The organism is Clostridium akagii DSM 12554 (genome assembly GCF_000686725.1).
GTDB lineage: Bacteria > Bacillota > Clostridia > Clostridiales > Clostridiaceae > Clostridium_I > Clostridium_I akagii.
In genome coordinates, this window is the sequence record NZ_JMLK01000042.1 from 1 (window position 1) to 14,595 (window position 14,595).

Annotated in this window: 13 protein-coding genes and 3 pseudogenes; 14 read left to right on the forward strand and 2 right to left on the reverse strand. The window is 31.8% G+C overall.

Translation table 11 applies throughout. The features are described 5' to 3' along the window. Nucleotides 1–808 precede the first annotated feature (808 nt). From BR66_RS26275 to BR66_RS25285, 3 genes and pseudogenes are all read left to right on the forward strand, one after another. Nucleotides 809–1,468 (forward strand): RHS repeat-associated core domain-containing protein, encoded by a 660-nt coding sequence (locus BR66_RS26275; RefSeq protein ID WP_084156532.1) that lies wholly within the window; start codon nucleotides 809–811, stop codon nucleotides 1,466–1,468. Between the two features lies 1 nt (nucleotide 1,469). Next, entirely contained in the window at nucleotides 1,470–1,934 is a 465-nt protein-coding gene (locus BR66_RS0115025; RefSeq protein WP_026883636.1) for a hypothetical protein, read from the forward strand. A gap of 806 nt (nucleotides 1,935–2,740) precedes the next feature. After that, nucleotides 2,741–2,872 (forward strand): annotated as a pseudogene (locus BR66_RS25285) (sporulation peptidase YabG); the annotation flags it as partial. Between the two features lie 31 nt (nucleotides 2,873–2,903). On the opposite strand, the gene lepB reads toward BR66_RS25285, so the two are convergent. Continuing rightward, nucleotides 2,904–3,416 (reverse strand): signal peptidase I, encoded by a 513-nt coding sequence (gene lepB, locus BR66_RS0115035; protein WP_026883638.1) that lies wholly within the window; start codon nucleotides 3,414–3,416, stop codon nucleotides 2,904–2,906. Nucleotides 3,417–3,775: 359 nt separating this feature from the next. On the opposite strand from lepB, the gene BR66_RS24915 reads away from it, so the two are divergent. The 10 genes and pseudogenes from BR66_RS24915 (at nucleotide 3,776) to BR66_RS0115075 (ending at nucleotide 13,358) form a co-directional block, all read left to right on the forward strand. Beyond that, complete coding sequence (locus BR66_RS24915; RefSeq protein WP_051624261.1) at nucleotides 3,776–4,471, forward strand: hypothetical protein; 696 nt, start codon at nucleotides 3,776–3,778, stop codon at nucleotides 4,469–4,471. Nucleotides 4,472–4,483: 12 nt separating this feature from the next. Further along, entirely contained in the window at nucleotides 4,484–5,800 is a 1,317-nt protein-coding gene (locus BR66_RS24025) for a CXXX repeat peptide maturase (RefSeq protein ID WP_051624262.1), read from the forward strand. Next, complete coding sequence (locus tag BR66_RS24030) at nucleotides 5,790–6,086, forward strand: CXXX repeat peptide modification system protein (protein WP_084156533.1); 297 nt, start codon at nucleotides 5,790–5,792, stop codon at nucleotides 6,084–6,086. Before BR66_RS24025 ends, BR66_RS24030 begins: the two co-directional genes overlap by 11 nt. A 152-nt stretch (nucleotides 6,087–6,238) precedes the next feature. After that, nucleotides 6,239–6,391: an AC3_0185 family rSAM-modified Cys-rich RiPP gene (locus BR66_RS26850; RefSeq protein ID WP_084156534.1), complete on the forward strand. Its 153-nt coding sequence runs from the start codon at nucleotides 6,239–6,241 to the stop codon at nucleotides 6,389–6,391. Nucleotides 6,392–7,337: 946 nt separating this feature from the next. After that, nucleotides 7,338–8,180 (forward strand): ATP-binding cassette domain-containing protein, encoded by an 843-nt coding sequence (locus BR66_RS0115050; protein ID WP_026883639.1) that lies wholly within the window; start codon nucleotides 7,338–7,340, stop codon nucleotides 8,178–8,180. Between the two features lie 751 nt (nucleotides 8,181–8,931). After that, nucleotides 8,932–9,147 (forward strand): annotated as a pseudogene (locus BR66_RS25295) (sporulation peptidase YabG); the annotation flags it as partial. Between the two features lie 487 nt (nucleotides 9,148–9,634). Continuing rightward, complete coding sequence (locus BR66_RS0115060) at nucleotides 9,635–10,213, forward strand: TetR/AcrR family transcriptional regulator (RefSeq protein ID WP_026883641.1); 579 nt, start codon at nucleotides 9,635–9,637, stop codon at nucleotides 10,211–10,213. Nucleotides 10,214–10,316: 103 nt separating this feature from the next. Beyond that, nucleotides 10,317–11,168 (forward strand): nitroreductase family protein, encoded by an 852-nt coding sequence (locus BR66_RS0115065; protein WP_026883642.1) that lies wholly within the window; start codon nucleotides 10,317–10,319, stop codon nucleotides 11,166–11,168. A gap of 45 nt (nucleotides 11,169–11,213) precedes the next feature. Beyond that, nucleotides 11,214–12,287, forward strand: a complete 1,074-nt coding sequence (locus BR66_RS0115070) for an NADH:flavin oxidoreductase (RefSeq protein WP_026883643.1) — start codon at nucleotides 11,214–11,216, stop codon at nucleotides 12,285–12,287. A 78-nt stretch (nucleotides 12,288–12,365) separates the two neighbouring features. Next, nucleotides 12,366–13,358: an NADP-dependent oxidoreductase gene (locus BR66_RS0115075; protein ID WP_026883644.1), complete on the forward strand. Its 993-nt coding sequence runs from the start codon at nucleotides 12,366–12,368 to the stop codon at nucleotides 13,356–13,358. 430 nt (nucleotides 13,359–13,788) lie between these two features. On the opposite strand, the gene BR66_RS0115080 is transcribed toward BR66_RS0115075, so the two are convergent. After that, nucleotides 13,789–14,046 carry a helix-turn-helix domain-containing protein gene (locus BR66_RS0115080; protein ID WP_051624264.1) on the reverse strand — a complete coding sequence of 86 codons (258 nt, stop codon included), beginning with the start codon at nucleotides 14,044–14,046 and terminating at the stop codon, nucleotides 13,789–13,791. A gap of 204 nt (nucleotides 14,047–14,250) precedes the next feature. Here BR66_RS0115080 and BR66_RS25300 point away from each other — a divergent pair. Next, nucleotides 14,251–14,469 (forward strand): annotated as a pseudogene (locus tag BR66_RS25300) (sporulation peptidase YabG); the annotation flags it as partial. Nucleotides 14,470–14,595 lie beyond the last annotated feature (126 nt).

A 14,595-nucleotide genomic window follows, 5' to 3' on the forward strand; every position in this document is an offset into this window, starting at 1 on the left:
GGTAAGATTGATAACTACTATAATAGCTTCAAATAGTTATTAAAATAAAGGTCAGCAGGTACTAATACTTGTTGGTTTTATTTTTGGCAAAAAAATGAACGCACTATTCAGTACGACCTAATGAGAAATTATCACCTTAAAAGCTACACTCTAATTATATACAAAGGAATATTTTAATTGGTACTTCTTTGTATATAGATTTAATTAAGGTAGGATGTATTAAACAAAAATTTTAACACATTTTTAACACATGAGTTTTAGATAACGGTAAAAAGCTATAAATAGTTGTATGGCTTAAAGCCTTATATACAGCCATTTATAAAACATTATAACAATTTATAAAATCGCTATTTTCGAATCTGATGGTCGAGGGTTCGGCTCCCCCTGGGTGCACCATAAAGCATTGATACAAGCTAGTTTACAAATTATAACGGAAAAGCTATAACCTATGATGCCATAGGAAACCCTCTTAACGATGGAACATTTAATTATACTTGGGAAGAAGGCAGACAACTAGCAGGAATATCCGGTAATGGACAAACCATAAGCTATAAATATAATGACTCAGGAATAAGAACACAGAAAACGGTAAATGGAGTTGCAACCAATTATCGCCTTGAAGGAAGTAATATAATTTAAGAAGACAATGGAACAGATAAGCAGAGAACCCAAATCTTTGATTTGGTGTGAATCGCTTAGCTCTACAGAATTTCTGTAGAGCTTCATTTAATATTTTTGAAATGCTCAAGGAGATATCATAGGACTGTTTGATAGTACAGGAACACAGGTAGTAAGCTATACTTACGATATGTGGGGTAAATTGATAGCGACAAGTGGAAGTCTTTCAGCCACTGTTGGAGCAGCAAATCCTTATAGATATAAGGGATATAGGTATGATTCTGAGACTGGATTGTACTACTTGCAAAGTAGATACTATAATCCTGATTGGGGTAGATTTATTAATGCTGATGATAGTAATCAATTAAAAAATGAGAATTCTGATTTTTTAGATTATAATACATTTGCTTATTGTAATAATAACCCGGTAAATAAAATTGATGATGATGGACATTTTGCATTTGCATTAGGCATATATTTTGTTCCTGGAGTTGGAGAATTTGCAATTGGTGTAACAGTAGTTGCTATTGTAGGATATGCTGTTTATAGTGGAGTGTCTTATGCAAGAAAAATTAGTAATAATAGAAGTTCGCCAGAAGAAAATGGAACTCCAAATTCAACTAAATTAAAAAGGGGGGCGAGTGGTAAATTAGAAGGATATTCAACATATGGAACTAATGGAAAATTAAGAAAACAAGTTAGACTAACAGGGAAAGCTCATGGGAATATTTTGAGGCCTAATGTTAAAGTTCCAAGATACAATGTAAATCCAAAAACAAAACAAAAATATAAAAATGGTTATAGTGTAAGAGCTGCAAGAAAATATGAGCTACCGAAAGGATATAGATAGAATGAATATATTTAATGAAGAAATCGTTAGTGAGTATATTGAATCCAAGAATGTTAATAAAAATAAATTTTCATGGTGGAGTTATGTTAATTTAAAAGCAGATATACAAACAGCATTAGGGTTTGCTAAGTTCTTTTATCCTGAAATAGTAGAAATAGATGAATATTTTTTATTAAAAGATAAATACGATGAATATATATTTAATGGGTGGAAGAAGGCTTGTAATAATGATAAAAATCAAGTAGAGAAAGTTATGAACTCTTATGAGGTCAAAGATTTCTTTCATATAAATACTGATTTTAATGATAAAAATATAGATGAACAAGTGAATGCATTAGGGGAAGCAATAAAATTATTTTGGGAAATGAGTTTTAAACATAGATACCCAGACAGAAATATAATAGTTGATACATTTTATGATGAGGACTCTTTAACTATAACTGTATTTGAATGTGAGAATATCTAATCATAAAATTAGTATTTTAAGATTAAAAACAAGGGAAAAGGGGCTGTTGCATTAGCGATTTTTATAATCGCTAATAAAATGGAACATATATAAAGGAGCATTTTAATTGTCACTTTTATATATATAGATTAAATTAAGGTTAAATAAATTGAGCTTTATAAGCAACATTATCTACCTACTGTGTAGCTATCTGCATAGTAGGTAGTAATGTTGCTTATTTATATATTTAGAAGGGTAAACTGCCTATACATAATGTTTTTACCATCTTGTGTGGTCACTAAGTATCTTTTGTAGTGATTAATCGAGTATAACTGAATGATATTATTAGCAAAATTGTACCTTTAAAAAGTCCATATTTTTTTCAATTCTACATACATATTATATGAAAGGTTTATTTTATTATTAAGTAATCTTCCGAGACAGGAATGGGTAATACCAAATAATTTGGATAATTGCTCATAAGTTAATTTATTTTTAATCTTCCAGACTTTGATTTTTTCACCGGGATTATTAAAGTATATTTTATAATATTCATGGAAATAGTTATAAGGTAGATTGAATAATTTACACAATTTATCTATGCTTATGGGTTTGGGCATGACGTTATGAACCTCCCAACCTTCTATTGTGCTACAATGCATACTTAATAAATCTGCAAGATCTTCTTGTCTTAAGTTATTGGTATATCTTAATTTGATGATTTTTTCAGCAATAGTTGTCTCTGGTAATCCTTTATATAGCTCGTTATATAGGTAAAAAACTTTGCTTGTAAATATTTCCCTAATTGTCGCACTTTGGTATAGTGAGCTGGCGCGAATTTTGCAAGTTCACCTGAACGAGTACTAATACATTGTCTTGATCCAGTTTTCGTATGCCAAAAGGTGGCATATACGAACATTGGAGAAGTTGTTAACATACAGGATGTTGTAAAAAATACAAAAGAACTAAAGGTCTAATATCTCATATTACTTATTTTAAGAATCCTAATCTATTAAAAGGATATATTGTAATTTTAGCCTTTCCATTTATATCTGATCCATCGATATATGGATTTTTCCAATATCTAGAATCAAGAGAGTTAATTCTATTATCACCTAGAAAAAAATAGTGCCCAGCAGGTACTTTATAAACACCTGATTTGCCACCATTATAAACCACATAGGACTGATTAATTTTCTTTCCATTCACATAAACTACACCATTAGTAGTCACTTCTATGCTATCATTGGGAAGGCCAATAAGCCTTTTAATTAATTCCATTTTTAATTCCTTTGAATTAAAAACTATGATATCACCTCTTTTTAAATTATTTCTATTATAAACCCTAGTTACAATAATTTGATCATTGTCTTTAATTGTAGGGCTCATTGATGGTGATGGAACAAGTATCTTAAAAAACAAAAACTTATTAATGAGAATTGCTAAAACTACAGCTATTAATATAGGGATTAAATAGTCCACAATTATTTTTTTGCTTTTCAATGCATCGATAGTACTTATTAAAGCACTTTTTTTCTTGATGTTCAATTACAAAACCCCCAATTTTACATATTTATCTAAATATTAACTATTAATATAATATTATACATTATTATGGCTGATAAGTATATAATTTGAAAATATCTAAATATACAACTCGCTCTTGTTCATCACATTTAAACTATATCCAAATTAACCAAACCTTCGAAATAATTTTATAATGATAAATCCTGTGCTTTTTTGTATATTTCTTAGCGCCAGCATTTAAATCGACAAATCCAACGCTTGTGAGTTAAAGCTTATTGCTAAAACAACCATGTATGTAAATATACAACAATAAAAACTTTTTAACGCGTAAATATATGAAAGGTAAAAATCCGACAAATAAAATGACAGTTGATACAGCTAAAAAAGTGGTGAATTATGTTTTAGAACATAAGAATATTTTTAATGAAAAAGCAGTTATCTGGGAATTTATTGGGGGGGAACCTTTTTTAGAACTTGATCTAATAGATCAAGTTAGTGATTATATTAAACAAAGAATGTACATATTAGACCATCAATGGTTTACTAACTATATGTTTAATTTTTCTACAAATGGACTATTATATAGCACTCCTAAAGTTCAAAATTACATTAAAAAAAATAGAAATCATGTTTCTATAGGCATAAGCGTGGATGGAAATAAAATCAAACATGATCTTCAAAGAATTAAGCCTGATGGAAGTGGATCATATGATGAGGTTATTAAAAATGTTCCATTATGGTTAAGTCAATTTCCTAATGCTATGACAAAAGCTACATTCTCTCATGATGATTTACCATATTTAAAAGATAGTATTATTAGTCTTTGGAATAATGGAATAACAACAGTAGCTGCTAATGTTGTTTTTGAGGATGTATGGCAAGAAGGCGATGATGTTATTTTTGAAAATCAACTGAAAGAGTTAGCAGATTATATTCTTGATAAAAAAATGTGGAAAAAGTATTCAGTAAGATTTTTTGATCCACAAATTGGGTTTCCTCTAAAAAAAGATGAATTAAAAAATAATTTTTGAGGAGCAGGTAAAATGCTTGCAGTGGATTATAAAGGGGACTTTTTCCCATGCTTAAGATTTTTAGATTTTACATTAAATAATCATAAAGGATTTAAGATAGGAAATATGGATAGTGGTATTGATTTTGACAAACTTCGTCCATTTGCAGGTCTTTCACTAAAAAATCAAAGTTCAGAAGAATGTATACGGTGTGAAGTGGCTAGTGGATGTGCTTGGTGTACTGGAGCTAATTATGATTTTTCAAATAATGGAACTATATATAAAAGGGCTACTTATATTTGTAAAATGTATAAGGCAAACATAAGAGCTAATGAATATTTTTGGACCGAATTTACTAAGAGAACGGGGTTGATTTCTCCAAGAGAGGAATATAAAAAAAATCGTTATAGCAAATCAGAAGATGCAAAATATTTGCAATTTATTATATCAGATAATATTACTCCACATTGTACATATGTTTCAAAAACAGGCGTTAAGTCAAATAATATGAATGATGATATTATTAATAAAGGTTTACTATTTGCCCAAAATAATAATTTTATTCCAGTAGTTTTGGGTAATAGAAATTTACAAAATAACAATTTTATTAATATAATTAGCAACGAATCAGAAAACATTGATGAAAATTCAATAGTTATATGTGATAATAGTTCGGATTTGCCTAGTAATTTTCATGGAATATGTATACTTTTGCTTGCAAAAAACAATATAGATAAATTGTTGAATTTTGTTTCAGAGTTATACAAGTCTGTAAATAGAATAAATGTGATAGTTCAAGATATAGATAAATGGAATGATACAGATACTAATCTTTACAAAAAAAAGTTAGAACAATTAGTAGAATTTGTTGCGTTAACATACAAAAATAATAATCCAATAGAAATAAATATATTAACCGATATTTTAGACTTAGAATCAATGTGTAATTGCAATGCTGGTAGGAGTCATATTTCCCTTGCACCCAATGGTAAATTTTATATATGCCCAGCGTTTTATTTTGATAATCCTGATAATAATATTGGTGATATAGATAATGGTATAAATATTTATAATAAATATCTACTTGATATAGAGAATTCAGCTATATGTTCAGAATGTGATTCTTATCATTGTAGAAGATGTGTCTATCTGAATAAAAAATTAACAAATGAAATAAACACACCTTCAAAAATCCAATGTGTGATTAGCCATTTAGAAAGAAATGCGTCGTTGAAACTTGAAAGAAAATTAAATCAAGAAAACATACTATTTAAAAATATATTAAATAGTATAGAATATTTAGAACCTATTGATAAATTGTTAAAGGATGGAGTAGGCTATGATGAATAATAGAAAAATTGGAAAAATAACAGATGCTGAAAGAAATTATATAATGGCGACAAATAACAGGAAAATTTCTTTGGAAGAATTAATTTTGACAGTATATGAAAAATTACAGCCTAATCTGTATAAAAAAATTAACAATGATTTGTCTAATACAATAATTGAATATGATAATTGGTGGCAAGAAATGCAAAAAAAATATCAGTGGAAAGAGAAAGATAATGGATATTGGATTATAGATTTTAGTACATGTGACATTATGATTAATGAAGAGTGCAACAAGTGCAATTAGTAAAACGCATAAGTTGTAATGATATTTTACATTAATTTAACTTTGGAGTGGACAAGCTATTTATAGAAAAAAGCAGAGATATAAAAGTCTGAATTTTAAAAAGTTGTGTAAATCAATGCTTGCTGCATTTTGGGAGGAAAGGGGGTGAGAATATGAAATATTTATTTTCTAAAAAATCATCAAAAATAAAAGAAGATGTTCATGGCTATGTGTCTCTCGATTGTAGTGGATGCTGTATTTCAGGATGTGCGAATACCTGTCTACATTCGTGTACAAACTTCTGTAGCAAATATGTTGTAATTTAACAAATTTAAATTTACAACTAAGTTTATGTGGGGATTAAAACATAACTACAATAGCATCTAAAGTAAGGGACCTTGTTAAAAAAGGTAATACTAAACAATGTGTCATGTACTCAAAAGTAGATTGTAAACTTGATTTTGGGGCCTTCTGAATGTTACACAATTTATTTGTGTAACATTCACTTTCTTTATTTAGCAACGATTTTAAATATGTTACACAAAGGACTAAATTGAATGTTACTTAATTTATATTTACTATTTTAATATACCAAACTTATTAAAAAGATAAATTATAAGTTGAACCTTCTAATGAATATATTAAGAATTTAATAATGATATAGTTATTTATATTAATAATTGCCATTTTCATATAATATATGTGTGCTTTTTATAATATTTATTTAATGGTGCTGCAATAATTAATAAATTAAGATAAATAAAGGTCAAGTATATCAAAAATTATAAGTAAACTAAAAGAAAGGATTAAAAAGATATGGAAATTATAAATAAGAAAAATGGTAATATATTTTTTAGTATAAAAAGATTATTGAAATTTTTAGGACCGTATAAGTGTAAATTCATAGTCTCATTTGCTTGCTTAATACTTTCAACAATTTTAAGTATTTATCAACCATTGGTCTTGGGAAATTTGATAGATAATATAACTTATAAGAAATGGAATTATATACCTAAATTATTAATATTAGTTGTCGGTTTGAGTTTAATCAGTAGTATATTTGTTAATATTTACAGTTGTTTTTATAGGCATTTTTCTATTTAAGTTGAATTATAAATTAGCGCTTGTTGCAATACTTAATTTTCCAAGTAGCTCTTTTATATTTCTATGTTTTGGTAAATTTATTTCAGATTATACGCCACTTACTTTGGTATTGCATGTTATGAAATAAGTAAAGGAAATTTAACTATAGGATTATTTGTTGCATTTAATATGTATTCTTCAAATTTCAATAATTCTTTGCTTAAAATATCACAAATTAATATGGATTTACAACAAGCATTAGTTTCAATAAAAAGGGTTTTAAATTTAATAGATAAAGATACAGAAAAGGAGTATATAGGTAATACACGAATAAATCATGACATATTTAAATCTGATATAAAGATAGAAAATTTATCATTTAAATATAGGGAAAATGATAAATATATATTAAAAGACTTAAATTTAAATATTAAAAAAAATGTAATTACAGCTATTGTAGGAAAAAACGGGCAGGGTAAAACTACTTTATTAAAGATCCTTATGGGTTTATACAGAGATTATGAAGGAAAAATTTTATTTGATGGTTTTTCATTAGAAGAAGTTCCTTTTAATAAGATTAGCAATAAAATTTCATATGTACCACAAGAGACCTTTTTATTTACAGGAACTATTAAAGAGAATTTATTATTAGCTAATGAAAATGCAACTTATTACGATATAAAATCAGCATGCAAATTAGTAAATATTGACGATATAATTGAGTCTTTTGAAAATGGATATGATACTCAAATTGGATATGATGGCATTTCTTTATCGGGAGGTCAAAAGCAACGTCTTGGAATTGCACGAGCATTACTACGAAAAGCCGATTTATTTTTATTTGATGAAATAACATCTTCTGTTGATATAGAAACAGATGATATTATAAAAAGTGTATTAAAAGAAATATCTAAAAATAAAACTGTTATTTTAGTAACTCATAAAAAAACAACACTATCAATTGCTGATAATATTATAAATTTAGATAAGTGTGAATTCGAACCAAAAATAATATTAGAACATCTACAGTAGTGGTAATGGTAGTTCTGTGTCATGTACAGAAAAGTAAATAATTCATTATGCTAGTCATGTGAAATAGATATAATCGTTGTTACACTTCCATTAATACTAAGAAGAATGTGAAAAATGGTAAATTATTATCAAGATGTCTGAAGCTAAAGAAATACATTCTATTGGTATTACTTATGATGAAAATTTTGATGATATTTTGTATTTGAAATAGCGGTTTCTTTTTATGCGAATGGTATAAAGAATGGAATTATATCAATCATAAATTATACCTTAAAAAATAAGAGCTTTAGAAAGCTCCTGTTTTTTTCAATTCTACATACATATTATATGAAAGATTTATTTTATTATTAAGTAATCTTGTAGCACTTGAATGTGTAATACCTAATAATGTGGATAATTGCTCATAGGTTAGTTTATTTCTAATCTTCCATGCTTTGATTTTTTCACCGGGATTATTAAAATATATCCTATAATATTCATGGAAATAATTATAAGGTAGATTGAATAATTTACATGATTTATCTATGCTTATGGGTTTGGGAATGACGTTATGAACCTCTAAGCCTTCTATTGTGCTACAATGCATATTTAATAAATCTGCCAGATCTTCTTGTCTTAAGTTATGGGTATATCTTAATTTAATGATTTTATCAGCAATAGTTGTCTCTGATAATCCTTTATACAGCTCTTTATACAGGTAGAAAACTTTGTTTGTAAAAATCTTCCTAATTGTCGCACTTTGGTATAGTGAGCTGGCGCCAATTTTGCAAGTTCACCTGAACGAGTACTAATTCATTGCCTTGATCCGGTTTTTGCATGCCCAAAAGTAGCATATACCAACATTGGAGAAGTTGTTAACATACAGGACGTTGTAAAAAATACAATAACGGGTGTAAAAGGGATTGGAGAGGTTCAAACACGAGGCAAATGCAGAGAAGGATATCCAAAGTCCATATTCGTTAGATGAACTGAGTCTCATGGCTTTATTTGCCATGAGACTCAGTTCATTTCACATTAATCACCATACGTTAATTAACTTATTTTCCGCTGAATGATAATGAAAACTAAGTATTTACTAAAAAACAAATTAATTTATAATTATTAACAAACTAAACTTCTTATCTTATATTTTAATTTACACAGACTTATGGACGTTCTCAAAATCTGTAAATCAAAAAAACTTAATAGCGAAGGCTTATTAAATTGCGCAATTTTTTAGTTATACAAGTAGCTCAACATCTCCCTCACCAGCTTTCTTACATCACGCACAGCAATTCCGGCGAGGGCCTTTTGTTTTGCGGGAACACCACGATTCCTTTTGTAGACCGATTCCCGAAAGGCACCGAGATTTACCGTCTGCAGCGCTTCTAGACGTTAGTGATAGAATAGCAAATAAATAATTCTTGACTGATCGTTCTCAAAATGTTATCATGCTATTTATAGGAGGTAGAGTAATGGGACGAAGCAGAGAATTTGATGAAAATACAGTTCTACAGAAAGCCATGGAATTATTTTGGAAGCAGGGATATGAAAAGACATCTATGAGTGACCTTGTAGAGCATATGGGAATTCATCGTAGAAGTTTATATGATACTTTTGGTGGTAAGCATGCTTTATATTTAAAAGCGATTGATCGCTATAGCGAATATAGTACGGGTAAACTGAAATCTGAAACTTCACGTGCAAATACAGCGAAACAAGCGATACAGTATACCTTTGACTATATAATCGAAGGAAATGAGGATAGACATTGGGGTTGTTTTTTTGTTAATGCAGCAACTGAGATGGCTCCACGAGATAAAGAGGTTAAAGAAAAGACAGAAGAAGCATTTGTGCAAACAGAGCATTTTCTTGCGGAGATTATTCGTAAAGGACAGCAATCAGGTGAATTTTCTTGTGATTATAATGCGGAAGCTTTGGCAGAATTTTTGAATAATACTTTAATTGGAATACGCGTACTGATAAGAGCCTCAGCGAGTAAAAAAAAGATGCACCGCATAGCGGATTTTTTCTTGAATCTGGTATGTAATTAATTTTTTTTACATTAATTAGAATGATCATTCCTGAAATTCGACTTTTGTGCTTTGTGAGGTATGAAGAACGTACATCAGAAATTTTATATGGAGGTAAAGTAAAATGAAATTGGATTTTCCTATAGAGCAAACCATTAAGAAACGGTATAGCGTAAGGACATATCAAGAAAAAAGACCTATCTCTGAGAAGGATAAAGAAAAGCTTATGGCGTATGCCAACGCTTTATCAAACCCATTTGGGGTTCATGTGTCTTTTCACCTGTTGGAAACGAAAGATGCATCCAATTCACAAAAACTTGGAACCTATGGCGTCATTAAAGGAACCAAGGTGTTTCTCGGTGCTACTGTACCAGCTGGCGAGCTTTCGCTTGAGGCGGTTGGGTATGATTTTGAAAAGTTGATTCTGTATGCAACACACTTGGGAATTGGAACCTGCTGGCTTGCCGCAACATTTAACCGCAGTGCGTTTACTACTGCTATTGGAGTTAAAGAGAACGAATTGTTACCTGCAATCTCGCCCATTGGATATCCGGCCGAGAAAAAAAGTCTGACGGAATCTCTTTTTCGCAAGACTCTGAAATCTAACCAACGGAAAATCTGGAACGAACTATTTTTCAAGGAAAATTTCAATACACCTTTAACAGAAACGGATGCCGGGGTATATGCTTTGCCCTTGGAGATGCTGCGTTTGGCACCTTCTGCTTCCAATAAACAGCCTTGGAGGGTCGTGCAATCGAATGGCGCTTATCATTTTTATGCTGAAATAGATCAAGGTAACAGTGATGATAACACCGTCGTCATTCAGAGGGTAGACGTTGGCATCAGCGCAAGCCATTTTCATCTGACAACGTTAGAAAAGGATTTATCAGGAAAATTCGAAAAGTTGGCGGATCTGAAAATTGCCGATCCGAAGGATCTGCGATATCTCTTCTCATGGATACCTGAAAAAGAGTAATAGTTGGATCAACATTTTATAAGCAGAATGAAGGAGCGAGTTTAAATGAAAACATTATTTGATCAAACCAAATTATCAGGGATGAAGATGAAAAACAGATTTGTGCGTTCAGCGACCTATGACGGGAGGGCGGATGCGTTAGGCCATGTGACTAAGAAGCTGATCGACCATTATGAAGAACTTGCGAAAGGTGGAGTCGGTACAATTATTACAGGACTGACAAATGTAACTGACATTGAAAAAATTGTACCAGGTCAAATGGCAATTTACAATGATTCTTTTATCCCGGAATATCGAAGATTAACAGATACGGTTCATCAACAGGATGTAAATATCATTGTTCAGCTGGTTTGCAACGGTGCCCAAAACAGTAGCAAGAATGATGGGGTATTATGGGCGCCAAGTGTAATTGAGGATGAGCCAACGGTGTCCGGAGCGACTGAAATGACGAAAGAAGATATTCAGTTTATGAAAGACGCTTTTGTAGGTGGAGCTATAAGAGCAAAAAAAGCCGGTTTTGATGGCGTACAGCTTCACGTTGCACACGGATATTTGCTGAGTAGATTCCTGACCCCATACTACAACAGAAGAACCGATGAATATGGCGGCAATACTGAAAACAGAGCAAGAGTAGTTGTGGAAATCTGTCGCAGTATCAGAGAGGCCGTTGGCCCGGATTATCCTGTTCTGGCTAAAATTAATTGTAGTGATTTTATGGATCAAGGATTCACTTTCGAAGAATGTAAGCACATATGCAAAATGCTGAAAGAAGAGGGCTTGAGTGCAGTTGAAATCAGTGGCGGTACTGCGTTGTCCAGAGCTAACGAGGGCGTAATTAGAAATGTCACTGCGGAAACGGAATCCTACTTCGAAAAATATGCCGCGGAAATTGCGGAAAATATCGATATAACGGTAATATCCGTTGGCGGACACAGAGATATAAACAAGTTAACGGATATTGTGAATCAAACGAAAATTCAATGCATTTCACTTTGCAGGCCTTTTATTCGGGAACCGGAACTGATTAACCGTTGGGCCAGCGGTGACACGACGCCTGCTAAATGTATATCGTGCACGAAATGCTTTGGTGTTGAAACACAATGTATCTTTAATAAATAGGAGATGCAGTGCCGTATTCAGAATCATTTCTGCCAACGAAAGATGATGTACAATGATTCTGATATAAGGAGGATGATTATGAAAGCTGCACAAATCAATGGCTATTCAAAAGAAATTAAACTGGAATGGAACGATATTCCTATGCCGGAAGTGCGTGATTATGATGTTTTGGTTAAAGTGAAGACAGCCGGGGTCAATCCACTGGATTTGCTCATTTTAAGAGGAAGCGTCAAATTGATTGTCGATTACCAATTTCCACTCACCATGGGCAACGAGTTATCGGGTGTTGTTGAAGCGGTGGGAAAGCGCGTAACAAAGTTTAAGGTGGGCGATTCTGTTTATACAAGACTTCCCGAACAGCGTATTGGAGCATTTGCAGAGTATGCCGCAGTCCATGAAGATGCCGTGGCAAAAATGCCGTCCAATCTGGACTACGTAGAGGCAGCGGCGGTTCCTTTGACCGCACTCACCGCCTATCAGGTTTTGAAAGAAAAATTCCAGGCACAACCGGGTGAAAAAATATTCATTTCCGGGGGGACAGGCGGACTTGGCGCCATGGCAGTTCCTATGGCAAAGCACTTTGGGCTCTATGTCATCACAAACGGTGGTCAAGCAGGCCGTCAGAGAATGCTTGATCTCGGTGCGGATGAATTTCTTGACTACAAGAAAAATGATTATTCAAAACGTCTGTCTAACATCGATTATGTACTGGATACAACAAAGGAAATCGAAAAGGAACTTGGTATTTTAAAACCTCACGGCAAGCTGGTTACTTTGGCAGGGATGCCTAACTATCGTTTTGCATCAGAGCACCATTTTCCTCTTTGGAAAAAGCTGATGTTTGGTATAGCGGGTTCCAGTTTAGACCGTATGGCACGTAAGCAAAACAAGGAATATCATTTTTTATTCATGCGAGCTGATGGTAACCAGCTCGAGGAGATCACGAAATTTGTGGAATTAAATAATATCAAGCCGTCTATTGACTCAACCTTTGAATTTAAGGATATCAATGCTGCTCTTACAAAATTGGATACCGGACATTCAAAGGGCAAGGTGATTCTAACCTTTTGACTGAAAAACGTTCGCTTTATGTATCGCAAGCTTTGTATTGGCTGTTCACTCGCTAAAAAATGAAAATCAGTAGTTTTGAGAAATATTATTCATGTAGAAGAAAATCAGCAGATTTTTCATAGTAGATTTATTTACTTTCAATGTTCATGCGGAACCATCGGTAGGTAATTAATAGCACGTTTTTGAAGGCCTTCCAGTGTCAGCAATGCAATTGGAGGGCCTTTATGCGAGCAAGTATCTTGCGTCGGTCGATGTAGAAGCCGTTACCTCATCTTAACGGCTTGGCCTAGCTGATAGCCTAATCCTTCGTGATTTCAAAAAAACCACAAAAATAATCGGGTGCGAATACTGCGATCATTTTCTGTAGGTGAATTTTATAATGCAATAATAGAAGTATATTAATAGATTATTCCCTAGAAAACTAGGAACTTTAAAAAGCTCCTAGTTTTTTCAATTCTACATACATATTATATGAAAGATTTATTTTATTATTAAGTAATCTTGTAGCACTTGAATGGGTAATGCCTAATAATTTGGATAATTGCTCATAAGTTAAATTATTTTTAATCTTCCAAGCTTTCATTTTTTCACCGGGATTATTAAAGTATATCTTATAATATTCATGGAAATAGTTATAAGGTAGATTGAATAATTTACACAATTTATCTATGCTTATGGGTTTGGGCATGACGTTATGAACCTCCCAGCCTTCTATTGTGCTACAATGCATATTTAATAAATCTGCCAGATCTTCTTGTCTTAGGTTATGGGTGTATCTTAATTTGATGATTTTATCAGCAATGGTTGCCTCTGGTAATCCTTTATACAGCTCTTTATATAGGTAAAAAGTTATACCTGTAAAAATCTTCCTAATTGTCGCAATTTGGTTCGATCTGCTGGCGCGAATTTCGCAAGTTCACCTGAACGAGTACTAATACATTGCCTTGATCCGGTTTTTGTATGCCAAAAGGTGGCATATACGAACATTGGAGAAGTTGTTAACATACAAGATGTTGTAAAAAATACGATAACGGGTGTAAAAGGGGTTGGAGGGGTTCAAACACGAGGTAAGTGCAGAGAAGGATATCCAAAGTCTATATTCGTTAGATAAACTGAGTCTCATGGCTTTATTTGCCATGAGATTTATTTTATTTAATACCTTATACAAATAAGTTGTACTGAATCCGATAAATTTTAAATTATACAATGGTTCTCAAAATACAATCTAAAAGTAATA